This is a genomic window from Vibrio sp. 1751, assembly GCF_033339895.1.
Lineage (GTDB): Bacteria > Pseudomonadota > Gammaproteobacteria > Enterobacterales > Vibrionaceae > Vibrio > Vibrio alginolyticus.
Map to the genome: position 1 here is coordinate 24,401 of NZ_JAWOVM010000017.1, position 21,138 is coordinate 45,538.

At 43.8% G+C, this 21,138-nt stretch carries 23 protein-coding genes; 12 read left to right on the plus strand and 11 right to left on the minus strand.

Annotated elements, in window-relative coordinates; translation table 11 throughout:
• The first annotated feature begins 314 nt into the window (after nucleotides 1-314).
• From R7041_RS08415 to R7041_RS08440, 6 genes are all read left to right on the plus strand, one after another.
• On the plus strand, nucleotides 315-1,133 hold the full coding sequence (locus tag R7041_RS08415; protein WP_005389522.1) for a substrate-binding domain-containing protein: 819 nt from the start codon (nucleotides 315-317) through the stop codon (nucleotides 1,131-1,133).
• Between the two features lie 6 nt (nucleotides 1,134-1,139).
• Entirely contained in the window at nucleotides 1,140-1,838 is a 699-nt protein-coding gene (locus R7041_RS08420; RefSeq protein WP_005389524.1) for an ABC transporter permease, read from the plus strand.
• A gap of 50 nt (nucleotides 1,839-1,888) precedes the next feature.
• Entirely contained in the window at nucleotides 1,889-2,608 is a 720-nt protein-coding gene (locus tag R7041_RS08425; protein ID WP_206949509.1) for an energy-coupling factor ABC transporter ATP-binding protein, read from the plus strand.
• On the plus strand, nucleotides 2,586-3,173 hold the full coding sequence (gene mobA / locus R7041_RS08430; RefSeq protein ID WP_258512475.1) for a molybdenum cofactor guanylyltransferase MobA: 588 nt from the start codon (nucleotides 2,586-2,588) through the stop codon (nucleotides 3,171-3,173). The genes R7041_RS08425 and mobA overlap by 23 nt, the downstream gene beginning before the upstream one ends.
• A complete protein-coding gene (locus R7041_RS08435; protein WP_206949511.1) occupies nucleotides 3,170-4,948 on the plus strand; it encodes a bifunctional molybdopterin-guanine dinucleotide biosynthesis adaptor protein MobB/molybdopterin molybdotransferase MoeA in 1,779 nt (592 codons plus the stop codon). Before mobA ends, R7041_RS08435 begins: the two co-directional genes overlap by 4 nt.
• Before the next feature lie 76 nt (nucleotides 4,949-5,024).
• The gene (locus R7041_RS08440; RefSeq protein WP_005377584.1) at nucleotides 5,025-5,291 is read left to right on the plus strand and encodes a DUF2960 domain-containing protein; all 267 of its coding nucleotides are present in this window, start codon (nucleotides 5,025-5,027) and stop codon (nucleotides 5,289-5,291) included.
• Nucleotides 5,292-5,510: 219 nt separating this feature from the next.
• Here R7041_RS08440 and nagK read toward each other — a convergent pair whose 3' ends face one another.
• Nucleotides 5,511-6,419 (minus strand): N-acetylglucosamine kinase, encoded by a 909-nt coding sequence (nagK, locus tag R7041_RS08445; RefSeq protein WP_005377586.1) that lies wholly within the window; start codon nucleotides 6,417-6,419, stop codon nucleotides 5,511-5,513.
• Nucleotides 6,420-6,594: 175 nt separating this feature from the next.
• Nucleotides 6,595-7,344 (minus strand): tRNA-uridine aminocarboxypropyltransferase, encoded by a 750-nt coding sequence (locus R7041_RS08450; protein WP_005389532.1) that lies wholly within the window; start codon nucleotides 7,342-7,344, stop codon nucleotides 6,595-6,597.
• A 140-nt stretch (nucleotides 7,345-7,484) separates the two neighbouring features.
• Here R7041_RS08450 and R7041_RS08455 point away from each other — a divergent pair, with 140 nt between their 5' ends.
• On the plus strand, nucleotides 7,485-8,300 hold the full coding sequence (locus tag R7041_RS08455; RefSeq protein ID WP_025766660.1) for a sterol desaturase family protein: 816 nt from the start codon (nucleotides 7,485-7,487) through the stop codon (nucleotides 8,298-8,300).
• Nucleotides 8,301-8,403: 103 nt separating this feature from the next.
• On the opposite strand, the gene R7041_RS08460 is transcribed toward R7041_RS08455, so the two are convergent.
• From R7041_RS08460 to R7041_RS08475, 4 genes are all read right to left on the minus strand, one after another.
• The gene (locus tag R7041_RS08460; protein WP_005389537.1) at nucleotides 8,404-8,622 is read right to left on the minus strand and encodes a hypothetical protein; all 219 of its coding nucleotides are present in this window, start codon (nucleotides 8,620-8,622) and stop codon (nucleotides 8,404-8,406) included.
• A 48-nt stretch (nucleotides 8,623-8,670) separates the two neighbouring features.
• On the minus strand, nucleotides 8,671-9,051 hold the full coding sequence (locus R7041_RS08465; RefSeq protein ID WP_025766661.1) for a hypothetical protein: 381 nt from the start codon (nucleotides 9,049-9,051) through the stop codon (nucleotides 8,671-8,673).
• Nucleotides 9,052-9,249: 198 nt separating this feature from the next.
• Nucleotides 9,250-9,663 carry an NUDIX hydrolase gene (locus R7041_RS08470; RefSeq protein WP_206949542.1) on the minus strand — a complete coding sequence of 138 codons (414 nt, stop codon included), beginning with the start codon at nucleotides 9,661-9,663 and terminating at the stop codon, nucleotides 9,250-9,252.
• A gap of 270 nt (nucleotides 9,664-9,933) precedes the next feature.
• Nucleotides 9,934-11,952 (minus strand): methyl-accepting chemotaxis protein, encoded by a 2,019-nt coding sequence (locus tag R7041_RS08475; protein ID WP_005377618.1) that lies wholly within the window; start codon nucleotides 11,950-11,952, stop codon nucleotides 9,934-9,936.
• Nucleotides 11,953-12,086: 134 nt separating this feature from the next.
• On the opposite strand from R7041_RS08475, the gene R7041_RS08480 reads away from it, so the two are divergent.
• A complete protein-coding gene (locus R7041_RS08480; protein ID WP_206949512.1) occupies nucleotides 12,087-12,581 on the plus strand; it encodes an NlpC/P60 family protein in 495 nt (164 codons plus the stop codon).
• Nucleotides 12,582-12,625: 44 nt separating this feature from the next.
• Here the strand turns inward: R7041_RS08480 and R7041_RS08485 are convergent, their stop codons facing one another.
• From R7041_RS08485 to R7041_RS08495, 3 genes are all read right to left on the minus strand, one after another.
• Nucleotides 12,626-12,970 carry a DUF3802 family protein gene (locus R7041_RS08485; protein ID WP_005377620.1) on the minus strand — a complete coding sequence of 115 codons (345 nt, stop codon included), beginning with the start codon at nucleotides 12,968-12,970 and terminating at the stop codon, nucleotides 12,626-12,628.
• A gap of 190 nt (nucleotides 12,971-13,160) precedes the next feature.
• A complete protein-coding gene (locus R7041_RS08490) occupies nucleotides 13,161-14,123 on the minus strand; it encodes a GGDEF domain-containing protein (RefSeq protein WP_005377621.1) in 963 nt (320 codons plus the stop codon).
• Nucleotides 14,123-15,097, minus strand: coding sequence for a response regulator (locus R7041_RS08495; RefSeq protein WP_042523017.1), 975 nt, complete (start codon nucleotides 15,095-15,097; stop codon nucleotides 14,123-14,125). Before R7041_RS08495 ends, R7041_RS08490 begins: the two co-directional genes overlap by 1 nt.
• A gap of 224 nt (nucleotides 15,098-15,321) precedes the next feature.
• Here R7041_RS08495 and R7041_RS08500 point away from each other — a divergent pair, with 224 nt between their 5' ends.
• Nucleotides 15,322-16,188 (plus strand): fructosamine kinase family protein, encoded by an 867-nt coding sequence (locus R7041_RS08500; protein WP_042522943.1) that lies wholly within the window; start codon nucleotides 15,322-15,324, stop codon nucleotides 16,186-16,188.
• A 253-nt stretch (nucleotides 16,189-16,441) separates the two neighbouring features.
• Nucleotides 16,442-16,636 carry a CPXCG motif-containing cysteine-rich protein gene (locus R7041_RS08505; RefSeq protein ID WP_017634925.1) on the plus strand — a complete coding sequence of 65 codons (195 nt, stop codon included), beginning with the start codon at nucleotides 16,442-16,444 and terminating at the stop codon, nucleotides 16,634-16,636.
• A 75-nt stretch (nucleotides 16,637-16,711) separates the two neighbouring features.
• On the opposite strand, the gene R7041_RS08510 is transcribed toward R7041_RS08505, so the two are convergent.
• Complete coding sequence (locus R7041_RS08510; protein ID WP_005377625.1) at nucleotides 16,712-17,323, minus strand: riboflavin synthase; 612 nt, start codon at nucleotides 17,321-17,323, stop codon at nucleotides 16,712-16,714.
• A gap of 392 nt (nucleotides 17,324-17,715) precedes the next feature.
• On the opposite strand from R7041_RS08510, the gene R7041_RS08515 reads away from it, so the two are divergent.
• The gene (locus tag R7041_RS08515; protein ID WP_005377626.1) at nucleotides 17,716-19,086 is read left to right on the plus strand and encodes an MATE family efflux transporter; all 1,371 of its coding nucleotides are present in this window, start codon (nucleotides 17,716-17,718) and stop codon (nucleotides 19,084-19,086) included.
• 134 nt (nucleotides 19,087-19,220) lie between these two features.
• Nucleotides 19,221-20,219: a DUF3080 domain-containing protein gene (locus R7041_RS08520; RefSeq protein ID WP_042522941.1), complete on the plus strand. Its 999-nt coding sequence runs from the start codon at nucleotides 19,221-19,223 to the stop codon at nucleotides 20,217-20,219.
• Nucleotides 20,220-20,234: 15 nt separating this feature from the next.
• Here the strand turns inward: R7041_RS08520 and R7041_RS08525 are convergent, their stop codons facing one another.
• On the minus strand, nucleotides 20,235-21,080 hold the full coding sequence (locus R7041_RS08525; protein WP_053307085.1) for a DNA ligase: 846 nt from the start codon (nucleotides 21,078-21,080) through the stop codon (nucleotides 20,235-20,237).
• Between the last annotated feature and the right edge of the window lie 58 nt (nucleotides 21,081-21,138).

The window sequence follows — 21,138 nt, forward strand, 5'->3', positions numbered from 1 at the left end:
GATGGGACAGAGTGTACCAAGTTTAAACAGAGATACCCTACAAAAAGTGCGACATTTTGTACCAACGCAAACTTTTATGCAAATAACCCCATGATTTAGTGCATAAACCAAGCACTTTAAGCTTGTAAAAGGTTGGCATCTTGTTTGCTATAAGGAGGATACGGAGCGCATTTAAGTGATCTCAGGATGTTGATGTTTGCTTATTCCAACACCCTAAGACAACTTGCGTATTACGCTAATCGCTCTCGTCCAAAAAGGCTTCTCCCTAAAACCTGGAGAGATTCCAAAGAATCATTGGAAAGGAACACATAAAAATGAAAAAAATTGCGCTAACTCTGGCTGCAACGTCTATCACGCTTGTAAGTTACTCTGCGTTTTCTGCTCAAGACGGAGAACATGTTCGCCTTGCAACCACAACCAGTACTTACCATTCAGGTTTACTTGATTACCTGCTTCCACAATTTGAAAAAGACACGGGCTACAAAGTCGATGTTATTGCTGCAGGTACTGGTAAAGCCTTAAAAATGGGCGAAAACGGTGACGTAGATTTGGTGATGACACATGCACCAAAAGCTGAAGGCGCATTTGTTGAGAAAGGCTACGGCGTTTTACCTCGCAAGCTAATGTACAACGACTTTGTGATTGTAGGCCCGAAAGCTGACCCAGCAACAATCAAAAATGACGAAGGCGTGTTAGATGTATTCAAAGAGATCGCAAACAAAAACGCAACGTTCATCTCTCGCGGCGATGATTCTGGTACGCACAAAAAAGAAATGGGCTTCTGGGCTCAAACTAAAATCGAACCAAACTTTGGTGGCTACCGCAGCGTAGGTCAAGGTATGGGCCCAACTCTGAACATGGCGTCTGAAATGCAAGGCTACACCATGACGGACCGCGGCACATGGCTGGCTTACCAAAACAAATTGGATCTAGAAATTCTGTTCCAAGGCGATGAAAAACTGTTTAACCCGTACCAAGTTATTCTTGTTAACCCTGAGCGTTACCCAACGATCAACTATCAAGGTGCGAAGGCATTCAGTGATTGGTTGGTAAACCCTCGCGGACAGGAACTTATCAATGGTTTCCGCCTAAACGGTAAACAACTGTTTGTTGCGAATGCTGAGAGCAAATAACGCAATATGAATCTTGCTGATACAACACTGGAAGCGCTTCGCTTACTGGTGAATTTTGATGCAGACCTATGGGAGATCGTTGCGGTCTCCTTTAGTGTTTCTATCACGGCAATATCCCTAGTGGTATTGCCGGCTATTTTGATGTCCTTTGTACTGGCGTATACCGACTTTCGCGGTAAATGGTTTTTGTTGTCGATCGTAAATACGCTGCAAGCGGTCCCTACCGTGGTGATTGGCCTGTTGCTGTACATGTTGCTGTCGCGTGCTGGCCCTTGGGGAGACTGGCAAATGCTGTTCACTCAGAAGGCAATGATCTTCGGCCAAATGGTGATCTGCTTCCCTGTTTTGGTATCGATGATGCATGGTGCATTACAATCTAGCGACCGTCGTGCAGTGGAAACTGCCATCACGCTGGGCGTCTCCATTCCGCGCTTAGCAGCTACGATGATTTGGGAAACCCGCTTTCCTCTACTTGCGGCTATCATTGCAGGGTTTTCACGTATCGTGACCGAGGTGGGCTGCTCAATGATGGTAGGCGGAAACATTATGGGCGTGACGCGAAATATTCCCACGGCTATCGCAATGGAAAGCAGTAAAGGTGCTTTTGCGCAAGGAGTTGCATTAGGAATTGTATTACTATCTTTAGCGTTGGCTCTAAACTTCTTCTTATCAAGTATGAGAGGCAAAGGCTACCTCAGAACATAGAACATGAAGCAAACAAACGACTCACCATTAACTCCATGTCGAGGCGAATTATGACTATAAAAATCACCGCCGAACAGTTATCCATGCGCTTTAAAGAGCGTGTGCTTTTCCACATCCCTGAGTTAGCCATCGGCCCAAATGATGCCATTTATCTCAAGGGTGACAATGGTGTGGGCAAAACTACCCTACTCAAAATCCTTGCTGGCTTGCTCAAACCCTCTACTGGCGATGTTGTTGCGCCAAAAGATACGTGGCTGAAAAGACTGACGCGTCGCAATGGTCGTGTCGATGTGATTTATCTCCATCAATCCCCTTACCTTTTTGACGGCACTGTATATGAAAACGTAGTCTATGGAGTGAAATATCAACAAGACACGCAAAAAGATAAGCGAGCTCAAGTTATTCACGCGCTGCGCATGGTAGGTTTAGAAACCTTAGCGGACGAACATATTTCCGTGTTGTCCGGCGGTGAAAAACAGCGCGTTGCCATGGCAAGGGCTTGGATTTTAAAACCGTCGATTTTATTGATGGATGAGCCAAGTGCGTCTTTAGACCAAGAATCCATTGAACGATTGGTAGTGATGGCGAAAGATCTTTTGGATCGTGGTTCCAGTATCGTGGTGACAAGCCATCAGGCCAACGCACTGACCGACTTATGTAAAAAACAGTGGTGGATTAAAGACAAGACTTTGATAGAGTCTCCTCTGTTGTATGTCATACCAAAAGACACATCCCAAGAGAATGCATATGCTTCAACCAACACAAACTAGTTGGGTCATTTTGGCTGGTGGCAAAGCCAGCCGTATGGGTGGAAAAGATAAAGGTCTGATTGAGTTAAATCAGAAGCCACTCATCGAACACGTTATTGAACGTTTATCTCCACAAACTCCACGCATTTTAATTAATGCCAACCGAAACCAAGATGCGTACAGCAAATTTGGTTTCGTATTTAGTGATCAATTCAAAGATTTCCCTGGGCCTATGGGCGGTATTCACGCGGGTTTGATGCATGCTGAAACTGACTGGGTCGGATTTGTACCTTGCGATAGTCCACAAATTAACACCGACCTTGTCGAGCGTTTCTGCCAGGCCGTCAAAGAAGACAGCGATATTTTGGTCGCGCATGATGGTGACCATCAGCAACCTGTTTTTACGCTCTACCACAAGCGCGTACTGCCAAAACTCACCGCGTTTTTAGAACGTGGCGACCGCAAAATCATTCTGCTCTACAAAGAGTGCAACACCAGTTACGTTGACTTTAGCGACTCACCAAACTGTTTCGTCAACTTGAACACTCCGGAAGAACTGGCGCAATTTGGACAATTAGAATCATGAAACACACGCTAAACATTCCTATTCTTGGTTTTGCAGCTTATTCAGGCACAGGCAAAACCACGCTACTTGAAGCCCTATTGCCAAAGCTGACCGAAGCAGGTTTACGCATTGGCATGCTAAAACATGCGCACCACAACTTCGACGTCGATAAGCCGGGTAAAGACAGCTACCGTTTACGCAAAGCTGGCGCATCTCAAATGCTGATTGCTTCTCGCAACCGTTTTGCGTTAATGACAGAAACGCCAGAAGCCGAAGCGGAGTTTGAATTCCTATTAACACGTTTTGATGAAGACATGCTTGATGTGGTTTTGGTCGAAGGCTGCAAAAACATCGCGTTTCCTAAAATCGAATTGCACCGTGAAGAAGTCGGCAAGCCTTGGCTTTATCCAAACGATGAAAACATCATCGCTATCGCTTCAGACGGCGGCGAGTTGGACTCTGAACTGCCACAAATGAACATCAATGATCTTGAAGCGATTGCTCAGTTCGTTATTCAGTATGTTCAAGAAGCGAAAGCACCAAAAAACAAAGAGAAAGAAGCCGCATGTTGCGACACACTTTCTCCTGCTTTCCTTTCTGTGGTTCAAGGCCAAGAGAAAATCCTTTCTTTGGTGAACACGGTTTCGGAAATAGAAGCATGCAAGATTGAAAACGCCTATGGCCGCGTTCTTGCGGAACATATCGTTTCACCAGTAAATGTGCCGCAATACACCAACTCCGCGATGGACGGTTATGCCATCCGCAGTGATGATGTTGACCGTGATAGCTACCAAGTGGTTGCTGAAGTGATGGCGGGCCATGCTTACGATCAGCCTCTGGAAGTTGGTCAAGCAGTTAAGATCATGACTGGCGCACCAACACCACGTAACGGCGATACAGTGGTCATGCGTGAGCAAGCCACTCAAGAAGGTGACAAGGTCACTTTTAACGGTGCGAATATCAAAGCAGGCCAAAACGTTCGTCAAGCAGGTGAAGATCTCGCTATCGGCAGTGACGTCTTTACCGCAGGCACTCGCCTCGCCTCTCCAGAAATGGGCATGATCGCTTCGCTTGGCTTTGGTGAAGCGAATGTATTCCGAAAATTGAAAGTTGCCGTGTTCTCCACCGGTGACGAAGTACAAGCGCCGGGAACAGAGCAAAAAGCGAATTCTATCTACGATTCCAACCGTTTTACCATCATGGGCATGCTTGAAAAGCTCGGCTGCGAGATCTTGGACTTCGGTATTCTGGAAGACAACGAACAGTTAATGATTGAAGCATTGGAAAACGCATCGGCGCAAGCGGACGTGGTTATGACTTCTGGTGGCGTATCCGTTGGTGATGCGGATTACATCAAACTTGCCTTGGATAAACTTGGTCAAATCGATTTTTGGCGAATCAACATGCGTCCGGGACGTCCATTAGCGTTTGGTCAAATCAACAACAAGCCGTTCTTTGGTCTGCCGGGCAACCCTGTTGCCGTGATGGTTTCATTCATCAACTTTGTCGAGCCTGCACTGCGTAAGATGCAAGGCGAACAAGGCTGGAAGCCTCTGAAAGTGAATGCCATCGCGACTGAAAACCTTCGCTCTCGCCAAGGTCGTACCGAGTTTAGTCGAGGAATCTATGAACTGGATAACACTGGCCGTTTAACCGTTCGTACAACAGGCAAGCAAGGCTCTGGTATTTTACGCTCAATGAGTGAGGCAAACTGTTTGATCGAAATCTCCCCAGCTATTGATACAGTAAAAGCGGGAGAAAGCGTGACAATTATCCCACTTCAAGGCAGAATCTAGCTCAAACTAGAAATTCAAAGGTCAGCGAGTCTGGCCTTTTTGTTTAATATACAGAAACCTTTTCAGAGAGACAGCTATGGCTCGCACCATTCTTTACACTTACAAAGACCAAGACAAAGAACTGACGTTCTCATACCAGCAACACCGCAACATTCAAGAAGCAGTTGCAGAAGCCGAAGGTATCGATATCACTGAGTTCCTAAAGATGGAGCAACAAATCGAAGCAGTGTCTGACACTAAAGCGGTGCGAAACTACCGCGACAACTACTTCAGAAAATTAGGCTTTAGCAAAATCACCCTAGCTCAAAAAGAAAACCTGGGCGTAGGCAAAAAGAACAAATAAGCTTAGCTGCAAACAGAAAACTCACGATTCGTCGTGAGTTTTTTATGCATGCTACTTTTGTTCATGATCCATACCCGAGCATACCGAAATTACTTAGGTATATGAGTTACTTGGGTATACAAGTTACTTCGGTATATAAGTAAAAGCCCCGTTTAACCTTGAAAGTCTAAACGGGGCTTTAAATTTCTTCTTACTTTATATCGAGTAAGGTTTAAGTCATTACTTGATGTTTAAGAACGCAGCGCCGCGTACACCACCTGAATCACCGTGTTTTGCTTTGATGATCTTAGGACACTTAGCCACAGACAATAAGTGTTTAGGGATGCGTTTTGGCATCTCTTCGTAAATCAATTCGAAGTTAGATAAGCCGCCACCAAGTACAACGGTGTGTGGGTCTGTTGCAGTAAACAGGTTTGCAAAGCAGATCGCTAACAGCTCCATAAAGCGCTCGACGTGCTCTACTGCTTTCTCTTCACCCTCTGCGTGCGCTTTAATAATGTCGATCGCTTTCTTCTCTTCGCCGTAGTAATGCGCGTAAAGAAGCTCGAAACCACGACCAGATAGGTAACTATCTAAACAGCCTTTGTTGCCACAGCCACAGCCAAGTAATGGTGCGTTTTCGCCCAGGTGGAACCATGCGTCGATAGGAAGACGTGTGTGACCCACCTCACCCGCTACGTGGTTGCGGCCAGAGAATACTTTGCCTTCGTAGATAAAGCCGCCACCAAAACCAGTACCAAGGATCAAACCTAGTACAGATGGTTCATCTTGAAGATCTTCATCCCAGGCTTCAGAAAGCGCGAAACAGTTTGCATCGTTTTCAATTTTTACGCTGCGACCGATTTTAGCTTCTAGATCAGCACGAAGTGGTTTGCCTTTTGCCGCAGGAACGTTAACTGTTAGTACCGTTGCATCATCGGCGTCTTCCATACCTGGTAGGCCAAGACCAATCGTACCTTCGCAGCCAAACTCTGTATCGTATTTATTCACCAATTCCGCAATGGTATCAACCAGCAGCTCGTAGTTGTCTGTTGGTGTAGGTACACGTTCCGTCGCTACACGCTCAAGCTTCTCGTTAAATGCACCAAATTCAATTTTAGTGCCACCGACATCAAAGCCGTAATACATGTATTTCTCTCCTAAAAAATGCTTCAAACGACTCTCAAAAATGGCTAGAGTCAAAAGTATAAACTGATGGCATTATCCATATCTGTACGCCTGCAAACCGTGACCGAATGCAGATTTATCCCCTCACCGAAGCCAGTTGAACAACATACCATCAACAAAAGCTCATTCCTTAGAGTCAGCTCTCGGTTTTCATCCACTCTTTGAAACGTTTCAAGTGTGGCTGGTTAGGGTCGCTTTTGACTCGAGTCTTGCTCAGCATGTAAGTTTCTCTGAAGGCTTCAAACCACAATTGAAGGCATTCCGCAGCTTTAGGCTCACCAGCTTGTTTTAAAACTAATGTCGCGACTTCGGCGGTTGAAAGATGCTGATCATTCTCGGAGCGGCGCATGATGTATTCAGACAGAGATTCCGGCTCAATGGAAAGCACAGGCAAAGATTTAAGAAAATCAGAACGACGGAATATCTTTCGTGCCTCACGCCAGCTACCATCAATAAAGATCAGCAACCATTTTTTGTTCTCGACATCTTCTTTTACCAATCGCCCTGGCTCTAGATCTTCAATTAAACGAGAGGGATCATCCACATAGTCTGCAGGAAATACAATCACCGGTTGGTAACTGTCATCCTGTAGTAGCGCTAGCATCTCTTCAGACGGTTCTGTTCGGTTCCATTGATACACGTAAGTCTCTTGAATCGTATCAGCGATTAGACGACCGGTATTACTTGGCTTAAATACTTCGTTTTCAGAAACAATCAACATACATGCAATATTAGCCTTAATGTTTGGCTGAAGGTCGCACAAACAGTGTTGCTCAGAAACCTGGCAATATTGGCAACGAACCACTTTACATCCACGCGCGTTGAAAGGCTTGGTTGAGATAGATTGTCGGTACTGATATAAACGGTGGAAAGCGTGAATTCTCATGGTAAGTAATGCCAAGTAAAAAGTAGAGCGCGATTCTACTGATATTATGGTTTCGCCTCAAGATAAGCCCATCAGCAGTGTGTTGAAATAATTTCACACTTATCTCGGTCATAGATAAAGAAATAAATAAGGGAATGACAGTGACAGAAACGACATTTCAAGAACCCTCATGGCTCAGATTAGGCTTTTTCCTTGGCGTATTATTGCTTTGTGCCATTTGGGAGAACAAATTGCCTAGAAAAACACTGACCGCTTCGCGCAGGTTTCGCTGGGTCAATAACTTGTCATTGGTTGCTTTTAACAGCCTAGTTATTGCTTTAATCATGCCTATCGCCGCCTTTCAAGCTGCGGTCATAGCTCAGGAGCAACAATGGGGGCTGCTGAATATTCTGTCCCTCCCCGATTGGTTAAACATTTTCCTAACCGTCATTTTGCTTGATTTCGTCATTTACGCTCAGCATGTTGTCTTTCATCATGTAAAACCGCTGTGGAAGATTCACCGAATGCATCACGCCGATCTCGACATAGACGTCACTACAGGCGCACGCTTTCATCCCTTCGAAATAATCATTTCAATGGGAGTAAAAATTGCAGCCGTGTTTATCTTAGGTGTTTCACCTATCGGAATTGTGGTATTTGAAATTGTGCTTAATGCGAGCGCGATGTTTAATCACAGTAATGCAAAACTGGCTTTATCTATGGACCAAAAACTGCGAAACGTCATCGTTACACCAGACATGCATCGCGTGCACCATTCAGTGATAGTAAAAGAGACCCACTCAAACTTTGGTTTTTTCCTTTCAGTTTGGGACCGCTTTTTTGGGACATACCGAGCTCAGCCTAAGTTGGGTCATGAAGATGTTGTTATTGGTGTGCCGGAAATTAGAGACGAAGAAGAGCAAAGATTAGATAAGCTGTTAACGCAGCCCTTTCGCTACAATAAAGAGAAGAAGTAATGGTTGAAAAAATATTGTTGGATGAAGTATGTCAACAAAACGAATAGACCAAGCCTAAACCCCAGTTAAACACTACTTCATCCTCATGATGTGTAAGAACAGATTAGTTTTCTGCTAGCTGACGCTTTTTGTTTAGCTGAGTAATACCAACAAATAAACCAACAACACCAAGCACTGCACATGCCAAAGCATTGGTGTTCATTACTTGCTGTGCCTCTATTGAGCTGTATAGAAAAGCAAGGCTGAAGAAAGTGGTGGCAAAGCTCAAACCTGTCAGTACGCTGAAACCAGCAAAACTGGCCAAGTCTTTAAAATCGTTCATAACGAGTCCCTGTTTACAATCCTTAATCGAGTGTTGTGAAAATAATAATTAACGAAATATTTGGCGCGATTGACTATGTTTTCGCGCATTCCATAACCAGATAGATACCCCAAATGAGAACCCTAAAAACAGTGTCTTCATTTGTAGGGCGACGTTGTTATCTAATATTTCTAATGTATAGTGAGCGTGGGAACTAAAGATAACATTGGTTATAAGAATCAATAACATAACGACTATGCCAGAGCGGCGATGCTTGACCAATAGATACGCTGCTAATAAGTCCAATAGTCCCAAAGCGCTCCAATACATATTCAACCAGCGTGGCGCAAAATCGTAAGGTAAAAAGCCACCAACAATGTTGTCATAAAGATGAACCACTCCGCCAACTGTCATAAAAAGGCATAAGAGAAACAAGACGAATTTATCCATTACCGTTTCCTTATCTGAATGAATGAGCAAAGCATATAGAAGTCACTTAAACATTTGTAATCTCATCGCCATTTTTGAGATCGACAGTGCCATTATCAACACGATGAGAACAGTAACGGCTACTCTACCTTCTTTATTTAGCATAGTGTTTGCTTTGTCATTGTCCCAAATCCGCCAATGCAACGACAGAATCCTCCTTTAAATCACGCCTTGGTTTAGCAACTCTCGTACCTTTTCCAGCCCGCGCTGAAACACAGTATGTGCATTCGCGGGAAGGCCGCTCTCGACATCGTGCCAGAAGAACGCGAAATCATGTCCACCATCGTCTTGCGTATGAAACAGCCATGAATTAGCGAGATCAGCACACTCACACAAAACAAAATGCCATGCTTGATTTTGAAAGCCACTGTCCCATGAGCATAAATATCGTGCGGAACGAACATGTATGATACCAGACTCCTCAGCGAGCTCCCGCTTGGCCGCTATGATGTAACTTTCATCAAACACTTCAACAGTGCCCTTGACGAGCTGAACACCCGCCAACGGATGTTTAAAAAGTAGGATCTCTTGATTTTGATTACGTAGAACGACGGGGCAAACTTTATCGATCACAAAACCACTCCTTCTTATGGCTTTAGCTTTCTCTGGATATAAAAAAATCGCATGAAGCTGCATGATTCATTCCTTTGAATTCTGGCGACATTCTAGTCAACGAGTCCCTCGAACAAAGCATTAACATCACGTTGTGATAACTAAACCCTTTAGAAATGAACGAGATGAGATGTAACTCACTTTTGCGATGCAAATAGGAGCCATTAAATGAGTAGCCGTAACAAAAAAGCAGAACCGAGGTTCTGCTTTTAGTCGGTGGAAACATCTCATTTACTTGGTCTGATGAAGCTCATACTTGTGCAGCATTGCTTGCTGGTGCCCAGCAATTTCCGCCACTTGCTCAGAACTCTCAACCATAGACTCAAGCTGCAGCTTTGTGCGTTCGCCAAGATCAGAAATATGTGTGATGGATTGAGATACATCTGCCGTCGCTCGTTCTTGTTCTTCTGTAGCAACTGAGATTTGCTCAACACGTTCTTGAATGTGCTTAACCGCGAGGTTGATATCAGAGAATGTCGATTTCACTTCATTGCTGGACTGTAGCGCGTGGGTCATTTCTTCTCTTGAATCATTAACTGCTTGGCGCGAGCGCTCTGCGGCAGTAATAAGCTCGCTCATCATTTCTCGGATGTTCGTAGTTTGTTGAGAGGTATCACTTGCAAGTTTGCGAACTTCATCAGCGACAACCGCAAATCCACGCCCTTGCTCACCAGCACGGGCAGCCTCTATTGCCGCGTTGAGAGCAAGTAAGTTGGTGTTGTCCGCGATCCCACTGATCATATCCACCATTTCACGAATCTGTTTAACACGCTGGTCTAGCTCTAACATTGACTGTTCATTTACATCCAAAGAGCTTTCTAATGACTCCAAACGTTCGCGGTTTTGTTCCACGACTTGAACCCCTTTTTCAGTGTGTTGGGTTGCAAGGAGCGAGTCCTGTGAAGATGCATTTGTCACCATTGCTATTTCACGAATAGAGGCTTCAAGCTGCGTTATGGTCGTGATCATACTCGACAACGCTTCATTTTGTGTTGCCAACCCATCACTTGTTTGTTCGGCTGCACTGTGACTTACTTCTGCCGTCTGATAAAGCGTTTCACAATTGCGCGTCACCGTTTGAATGGAGTCATGTGTGGAATCGATTACTTGATTCAACTTTCGTGCTACTTCTTTCAGCTCATAGGGGCCAACTTCTTCTGCCTTGTCACGAAAATCATGTTCGGTAAGTGCTGAAAGACGCGTTAGTACATTCCTTAACCCTCGGTTTGTCCATGACTTGAGACTAAACCAAGTAACCAGAATAATAAAAGAAATCACACACGCCGCAAACACGAGCACAACGCTCACCGATTCAATGGTCTCGTTGACCACCCGCTCCTTTTCATCGATCAACTGACCAGCGGTTTGGGAGATTTGATCAAGTAACCGCATGGTTTCATCCGCAAGCATCGAAGCCTGTTTAAACTCTGAACGTTGCAATTCCCCTTGTTCTAGTTTGGCGAGGATCAAACGCAGCACGCCCTTTTCACTAAAGCCTTGTTTCACCATCTCATATGGTGCGGTTAAGCTTGCATATTCACTTACTTCAGGATGGAAAGATTGGAAGTCTTCATAGGCGAGTTTAATACCTGCTATGCGATTTCGCATTTCTCGGTATTCTTTTTCGGCTTTGTTTAATTCTGAGTGCATCATCATGACTAAGAACGTACTTTCCATTGAGCTTGCAGAAGCAATGAAACGGTTAGCGGCATCGCTCGACTCAGGATTATCAGCACTAAGGAACGAACTGATTCGATTCATTTCCGGGCCGATAGAGCTAAGCCCATAGCGAAAACCACCAACAGCGGCATCAATATCCATTTGAATTTGTATCACCGAAGATTGCTTCAACAAAATGGACTGCGTGATGTTATGTAAACGCGCTAGTTTGGTGTCTAACTCCTCCGAGAGTTGCTGAGCTACACCAGACGCTTTCACAACCAAAGTTGTGCTTTGAGTTGCAAGAGAGTCGATTTGCTCTTTTATGAGAGGCAACTCTTTCGGCTCAGTAATCTGCATACCATGGTTGAGTAGCTTAACCATCTCCAATACATTCCTGGTTAACTTTGCGTTTGCCATCGCGATTGGTAATGCTTTTTGCGACAAGTCTTCAAATTGTTCCCCTACCTGTTCCATTCCTTTGAAACTTGAGACAGAAAGGGCTATAACAAGAGCAATGATAGTTAAAAATGTTGCACTGACAGCCTGAATCAGTGAAAGTGATGTGCGTGAGCGTTTTCGCTTTGCCATAATCAATTTTTATTCTTTCTTAAGGTTGAATCGGTTCTGCAGTGATTCCGTCACATTTGTGAGACAAAACCGTGATTTGCAGCCCATACTATGGATTGGTTATGACACTAATATTTCAGTTGTGAGTCATAGAGATGACAGGTGGTGATTTGCGTCGAGTATATTTTCCTTTGATAATCAGTGTGCTACTAAGCGCCTGCTCTTCTGGGCCTGAGCCTAGTGAGCAAGCTCAAGTGACAGCACCTACAAATCAGCTATTGTCGGACAACCCCGACTTGTTCGAGTTTTACACAGAGTGGCACGGCACGCCTTATCGCTTAGGCGGGACACAGAAATCTGGAATTGATTGCTCAGCATTTGTACAAAAAGCGTTTATTGAGGCTTATCAGCTCTCGTTACCAAGGACAACGAGGCAGCAATCAACGCAAGGTGTGGAGTTAAGTTGGACGGATGCCAAGCAAGGGGATCTAGTGTTTTTTAAAACAAGACGTACAACTTATCATGTCGGAATTTACTTGGGTAACAAGCAGTTCATGCATGCATCGACGTCTAGAGGTGTGATTATTTCAAGAATCGACAACCCATACTGGGCATCTAAGTTTTGGCAAGTAAGAAGAGTTACAATGTAACTCTTCTTACTCTTAACCGGACATTGCTGTAAGTTAAAACAATATCAGTCGTAAGTCGCAACAGCATTATCGAACAGATTTTTGACCAGAGCGATGTATTCATCAAGGAACGTGATCTGTTCATTGGTCGCTTTTTTATGCCATACCCCAGCCAATATCTCACCAAGATCTTCAACAACTGCATCAGCCTCTTTCAACAATTTGAAACGTACGCTCGAGTGAAGTTCTGGATTTTGCTCGAAAATCGCCATGATGTTTGAAGCCACCATATCGGTGACAACATCTTCGATGCTTTCGGATCCAGTGTCGCCAATTTCGGTCGTAAAAATATCTAGATTTAGAGACAAGTGCTCGATAAGAGCGAGATATCCATCGGTTTCTAAAACCACTGTTTTTCTCCGTTTATTGCAAGCCTTCGAAGCTGAAAGCAGAATAGTTTCAATAGTAAGACATGCCGAGAAAATTTCATTAACTTATTTCATATTAACAAACATTCACGAACCAACTGGATGATTTTCAAACAATTGAGCTTTGCTTCACTGAATTCGGATACAGGGTTTCTTCAAACCTTTTTATATTTCAGCCATTTTCATGCAAACAGGTTTGGTTACGACCATTTTCTTTTGCACGATACAGCGCAGCATCGGCACTCTTTAACCATTGAGTGTGAGTTTCAAAATAAGGCTTATACTCGCAAACACCAATACTTATCGTGTAATTAATCAAAAAATCTTCCACTTTCACGATCTCTTGCTCAATTCTTTTGCGCAAACGCTCTGCGAAATAGCAAGCTTGCTCCTGGTTTGTGTGAGGAAGTAGTACGGTAAACTCTTCACCACCAAAACGACCGCAGATGTCACTGCTTCTTGCTGTTTTTCTCAACAAGGCAGAGGTTCGACGAATGACTTCGTCCCCTGTCGGGTGACCATAAGTATCATTCACCTTCTTAAAGTGGTCGATATCGAATATTACTAATGAGCATGGTCCGTCGATAACTTTTAAGTGAGCAAACTCATCTTTCAATGATTGCTCCCAATAAGCGCGATTAAATAAACCTGTTAAACCATCTTTGCGACTGATTTCCGACAAATGTTGATTTGTTTCTTTCAAATGAATGCGATTTCTCGCAGTTTCAGAAACATCATTGACTTGAATCGCTATGTGGCTGACCTCTCCTGAGAGCCCAATTAACGGCGTGATCACGATATCTTGATACATAAAATCACTGCTGTTTGAAACCGGAGAAAAATTGTTGAACTTAAAAAGATACGGTCGGTTTTCCCAGCTAGAAAAAGAACGAGTTTCCAGATCGGCGGCAGCTTTTATCTTGGTTTCTAGCCAAGTTCTTGGCAGCTCTTCAAAATGCTCAAATAAACATTCACCAAGAATTTCTTGTGATAGAATGCCACTGTATGACTGCATAAAACTGTTCCACACACACACTTTATACTCTTGATCCAAAACAATAAGCCCTGAATCCATCGTATCGAGAATTTGTGTGACCCAATGAAAGTCTGCTATGTCCAGCGTGATATCGGACATTAGATTAGCTCCATGATTTCATAGATTATTTCTACGGATGGCTTATCAATTAAAAACAGTACCTCGCACTCGAAATCGAGCGCTTCTGCCATGTAGGTGTATTCGATAGTAAAGAGCTCACCCAACTCGCCTTGCTCTTCACAATAAGGTGTTAAGGTATCCACAATGCCTGGCTGACGAAGTGAGAACTGCTTGTCGAGTTGATCGCCCAATGATGTGAGAAATGACGAAACCAGTAGGTTAGAGATATTCAAGATGATTTCATTATGAGGCGTAAACTCAAGGAGGTAACCTAATTTTTCCCCAATCTGATTGATATCCCTACCACGTAAGCACACCAGTGCCTCTCCGTGAATACCACCACCGACAAACCTCTGCGCTACCGCAACGGAACTGTCACGCCCAACCACATCAACCAGTGTCATATGAAGCTCGCCGTAGGACAACGGTCCAACATGAGGAACAGGAAGTTGTATGAACTCATGTAAATGGTCGGCCATAATCGCAGCCCCTTTACCAAGGGCAATGTTCGCAATTTCACGGAATTTGGCTAGTAAGGAAAGCTCTTCGCAACCCTGGTTTTTAGAATCAACCGAATGACTAGGTTTGAACGCATAATGCAGTCCTAATTGTTCGTATAGTGGGAGCACCTGCTCTTCTGTCAGAGGCTTAGCGATAAAAGCTTGAGCACCAAGATCGAGACAGCGCTGTTTTGCCTCTTGTTGAACATCTCCAGAAATAATGACGATGTTGGTCGGGTACTGACTAACAGGTAATGATTCGAGGACCTCAAAACCATCCATTATGGGCATCGTTAAATCGAGAAACAAAATATCGATATTTTGCTCAGCAAGAATATTAAGCGCCTCATAACCATCTTGCGCTTCAATAAGATGCAATGATGTATCTTGTACGATAGAACGCGCAATAAGCTTTCTTGCAACAGCTGAGTCATCACATATCAGTATTTTCATGCCACCAATGGAACTAACGTCAAAAAAATCATAATACCTGTTGTAAACGTTCATCTCCATATGCTAAGCCAACAAATCAGAGGCTTATAAGCGATTTGATTCACATTTATACAAATTGACTACACTAAGAGGAAGGTTTCTTTACTAAGTATGCTCAACATAGCGCCAACTCCCTGCTATTTATCCTAAACTATTGGTGGTCAAATAGATTCGCGAGGTTTTGTATGTGGCAAGCAATATCGCAACAGCTTTCTGATACTTTATTGTTCGATTACCAGATCACGGAAAAAGTAAGGCTGTCTGGTGGGGATATCAGTGAAAGCTACATGATCAATGATGGCGAGCAACGTTATTTTGTGAAAATTAACGATCGCGAGTTTTTGTCTAAATTTGAGGTAGAAGCTGAAAGCCTGCATCTTTTGCGTGAAACATCAACCCTATTTGTACCTGAGGTGGTATTGGTTGGTAAAACCAAAAATGCCTCATTCCTAATTCTTAACTACCTTCCAACGAAACCATTAGAAGATGGTCCCAACAGCTTTAAATTTGGGCAGCAATTAGCTCACCTACACCAGTGGGGCGAGCAAAAAGAGTTTGGTTTTGATACCGACAACTATCTCGGTTCGACTCTACAGCCCAACAAATGGCACAAGAAATGGTGTGTATTCTTTGCTGAGCAACGCATAGGTTGGCAATTACAGCTCCTTAAAGAAAAAGGCGTCACCTTGGTTGATATCGATGACTTTATCGACGTCGTAAAACAGCGGCTAGCAAACCATGCTCCGAAACCTTCTTTGTTGCATGGCGATTTATGGAATGGAAATGCGGCACTCACTGCATTCGGTCCTATCTGTTACGATCCTGCGTGCTATTGGGGGGACAGGGAGTGTGATATTGCGATGACAGAGCTTTTTGGTGGATTTCAGCCAGAATTTTATCAAGGCTACGAATCGGTTATGCCACTTTCTTCAAGCTATGAGGAACGTAAAGATATCTATAACCTTTACCATGTTCTCAACCATTGTAATTTGTTTGGCGGCCATTACTTGGAACAGGCTCAACTGGTTATTAATAAAATCATTTCTTATTAATTTGGAAGCCACTGCATATTTCAAGATGTAAAATCTCGAGGCACATCACTACAGAAAATCACCCTAAGATCAAGGTTGAGTTTGGGGTCAAGTTTTGTACTTATTTCGACTCAATTAGCAACAACTCTGCCTAATATCAAAGGAGACTTAACTTTGGATTGTGCCTATTTTCCTTGTAGGCAAAGTAAGTAAAGGGCTGTACTTCATTGATGAATAGTGTGTTTAAAAGCCCTGCGAGATTAGGAGTTGCTGTATGAAAAATTATACCGAAAGGTATGTAAAGTGCCCGCATTGCGGACACTCTATCGGCATTACATTAGATGCAAGTAATGGTGACCAAGAGTTTTATGATGATTGCCCAGCTTGTTGCCACGCTATCCACCTAAATATGCGAGTGGATGAGTTACAAGATAAGGTCGAACTATTTATCGATGACAATTACGAATAACAGCTCGAGCATGTGAACATCAGAAATATAAAAACGCTTAAATGAAAAAGGAGCACTAGGCTCCTTTTTCTCATTCTAAAGCTGTTTTGCTGCAAGAACGCGCTCAACAGTATCAACAATTGCTTGAGTCTGAGGATCAAACTCAATATTAACACGCTCCCCTACTTGTCTCACTCCGAAAAGCGTTCGCTGCAAGGTTTCTGGAATTAGGTGTACCGAAAAACGACACGCTTCAACTTCACCAATAGTTAGCGAGCAGCCATCTAAACCAATGTAACCTTTCGCTAATACATATTTCATTGATTCTTGCGGCAGTTGGAACCAAATCGTGCGGTTATTGGGCGTATCGATGATATCGACAATATCTGCCGTTAAACTAATATGACCAGACATACTATGCCCGCCTATTTCGTCACCAAACTTAGCCGCGCGCTCAATGTTTACGCTATCCCCTTCCACCAGCCGACCTAAATTAGTAAGAGCCAATGTCGCTTGCATTAAATCAAAACTGATAAGGTTGCCTTCGATCTTAGTCACAGTTAGACAACATCCGTTGTGTGCAACGGATGCACCAATTTCTAACCCTTTACAAAGTTCATCGCTTAACTCGACAACGTGCGTTTGAAAGCGTTCTTTTTTATCAATTTTAACGACCTTCGCCGTACCCTGAACTATTCCTGTAAACATTTCTTTTTACCTATTGATTTAATACCAACTGTAGTCGAAGACTAAGCCCTAAACACTGCGCTACAGGTCGGAAATAAAGACCGCAGACGATAAAGCAACGGCTTAATGAACACTGGTTTGTTCTCATGCATGCTTCAACATTACCATGATTCGCTGCTGTTCTCAGTAAAAGCGTATCCTTAGCGTGGAGAGCGTCCAGTCACTGTTATCGACTATTCACTACCTAGCTATGGAATATAAACATACAATTGTTTATCATTTGCGCGGAGTTTCTCCGAGGCATTTTTTCACCTTATCGTGACTAAAATCAACCATCAGATCCGTTCACCACATCTTTTGCCCTCGAGTACTCTCATTCTTTCAACTTATTGTTCCGCTCTGGAGTATTTTTCGTGCATCGCTATAAAGAAGAAGCATCAAGTCTTATCAAATTGGCGACCCCGGTATTGATCGCATCTGTCGCTCAAACTGGTATGGGGTTTGTTGATACCGTAATGGCTGGCGGCGTTAGCGCCACCGACATGGCTGCGGTTTCTGTCGCTTCAAGTATTTGGCTACCATCCATTTTGTTTGGGGTGGGTTTATTAATGGCATTGGTCCCTGTTGTCGCACAGTTAAATGGCTCTGGTCGTCGAGTGAAAATACCGTTTGAAATTCAGCAAGGCGTCGTTTTGGCATTGCTGATCAGTGTGCCGATAATTGCAGTCCTGCTTCAAACCCAGTTTATTCTCGGGCTGATGGATGTTGAAGCACTGATGGCTGAAAAAACGGTGGGATACATTCATGCCGTTATATTAGCAGTACCCGCTTTTTTACTTTTCCAAACGCTTAGAAGCTTTACGGATGGTATGTCATTGACGAAACCGGCAATGGTTATTGGCTTTATCGGTTTGCTGCTCAACATTCCTCTAAACTGGATTTTCGTGTACGGCAAGTTTGGTGCACCTGAATTAGGCGGTGTTGGCTGTGGTGTAGCAACCACGATTGTTTACTGGGTCATGTTTGCCATGCTATTGCTGTATGTGATGACATCAGAGCGATTGAAAAGCATCAACCTATTTGGAGAATGGCATCGCCCACAATGGAAAGCGCAAGTTCGTCTATTCAAGCTCGGCTTTCCTGTTGCAGCAGCGCTGTTTTTTGAAGTGACATTGTTTGCTGTTGTTGCACTGCTCGTTTCACCACTGGGTCCTATCATTGTGGCAGCGCATCAAGTCGCGATTAACTTCTCCTCGTTGGTATTTATGCTACCAATGAGTATTGGTGCAGCAGTAAGCATTCGTGTCGGCCATCGACTTGGTGAAGAAAACGTAGATGGCGCGCGCGTAGCGTCACGAGTCGGCATTATGGTTGGTCTAGCATTGTCCGTTCTCACAGCGATTTTAACCGTCTTGTCTCGTGAGTGGATCGCCGAGCTTTATACTAGCAACCCAGAGGTAATCACTCTAGCGATGCACCTGCTCGTGTTTGCCGCTGTTTATCAATGTACGGATGCGGTTCAAGTGATCGCAGCTGGTGCATTACGCGGCTATAAAGACATGCGAGCCATCTTCAACCGTACTTTTATTGCTTATTGGATTCTTGGGCTGCCAATTGGTTACGTCCTTGGCCGTACAGACTGGATTGTCGAGCCAATGGGAGCACAAGGCTTCTGGCTTGGTTTTATCATCGGCCTATCTTCTGCGGCCTTTATGTTAGGCGTCAGAATGCGTTGGATGCATCGCCAAGAGCCAGAAGTGCAATTGAACTTTTCAGTTCAATAAAAAGTAAAAAAAGCCAGCATCCGCTGGCTTTTTTGATCGAATAATCACACGGTTGAGTATACTTATAACAAGATTGCGAAGTGGTTGATTTTGCTCTCTAGACAACGGATACGAAGTTATAAAAAAGGATATTTGTGCGGTCTATTTTATTGTTCTTAATCTTGATTCTTAATGGTTGTGATAACTGGTTCAATCCAGAGAACGCCATGTTTGATAAGTATCATCAACGTGTAGCCAATGTATTGGACGTTCCTGCTATTCCAATAGAATTACAGTCTACGGTAACGATTCCTGCGAAACGCGTTTTGTTCGAGCCATTGCCAAGGCTATCTATTGGCCTGCTAGAGAGCTATCAATTACGACAATGCGGACTCTTTAATTTACTTGCCGAGAAAAACTCACAACTTGGAAAGGTGCAGGATGCCTTTCATGATTTTGATTATCAAACTGCCCTTTTAAGAGTCATAAATCGATGTTTATCCGAATTTCCACTTAGCGATGAAGAACGCGCGACATTGACAGAGCTTTACTCAACCAAGTGGCAACATCTAGACATTCATCTCGACAACTTACTACTCGTAAGTGATGCCATGCAAAAGCAACTAACAGCCTCTGATTGGCTATCTCAAAATACGACGAATGATATTGCACGCATTAACGATGTCTATCGTATTTTCAGCGAAATGTATGATTTACCCCACCGCGCGGTCTCACGTCTACCCGATGTGGAAGTTACTCAATATCAAGAAGAGTTAGAGAAATCTCGTTTACTCGGACGACTTTACTATTCAATGGTAAATACATCCCTTTGGTTAAAAGCGACAACTCAGCTACTTGAGCAGAACCAGAGCAATGTATTGTGCGGGCCGAACAGAGACACCACCCAGTTCCGCTACTTAAGAAATGTCTTTCAATCCATTTACGTTGAAGAAGTGCAACCTTATTTGGCTTATTTAGACAGCACCTATCAACAACTTAATGATGGTGCCACTTTGGTGGAGAACCGTATGCAACTCCATGGTCACCAGTATGGCATCATTGAGGCACATAGGACATTTAGGCAAGAAACCCTAAACCACGTTCAGTTTTGGCAGGGTCTCTTCAAACGATGTGGCGTAACCGTTGGCAACTAGTAAGTGCAGAGCGTTCTATTCCTTCAACCTTTCACGCAAGAATCGAGCAAAACGTGGTTTACCAGTATGTGTAAAACCGTTATATCTAAATGTAATGGTTGAACCAATTTTCGGAGGCTGGCGACGCACTTCATCGGTAAATCCGCTACCGATGTAAAACTCAATGCCATTTGGTAAGCGAACTAACATTGCTCCCATCATACCTAATAAGCGCCCTGTTCCTGGCTTATAACCCACAACTAACGCTTCATCATCTGCGTATCGTTTAAGTTTAAGCAAATCACTACCGCGTCCAGCCTGATAGCGGCTTGATACCTTCCGCAACATCACCCCTTCACCGTCGGATATTGAAATTTTATCCAACTGTGTAAACAGATGAGCTTCATTTTGAATGGCTCGGTGCTCGACATATTTGATATGAGGCTGGTCGACTTCAAGCACTAAATCTTTGATGTTGTAATAACGCTTCCGATAATCACCAGCGGAATATGGCATATCAAAGATCATAAAGTCGATGTGTCGCCAAGCAGACTCTACAGGAGTTTTATCTAATACCGTTTGCTGAACAAGATGGAAGTTACCTCTCCCAGCCCAAAGTTCACCGTCCAACGGATAATCAGGCAAAGGTCCTGTAAACCAATCTGGGGCGTAGATTCGATTACCATTTCTCGTCACGAGATGTTGCCCAGTCCAATAAGCGCGAACACCATCAAGTTTTTCGCTATACCAATATTCAGACACATCAATGCCATCCTGATAGCTTTGTGCAAGAGAAACTGGTGGTGCGAAAGACGTATCCGCTTGAGGCTGTGAAGACGCTGCCATAACAGCCAGCGCAATTAATGTCATTTTTAATGGCATAAGAAGACCTTGTACAAAAAATCGCCTTTATTGAAACGTAAGTCCTCTCGATGACCTA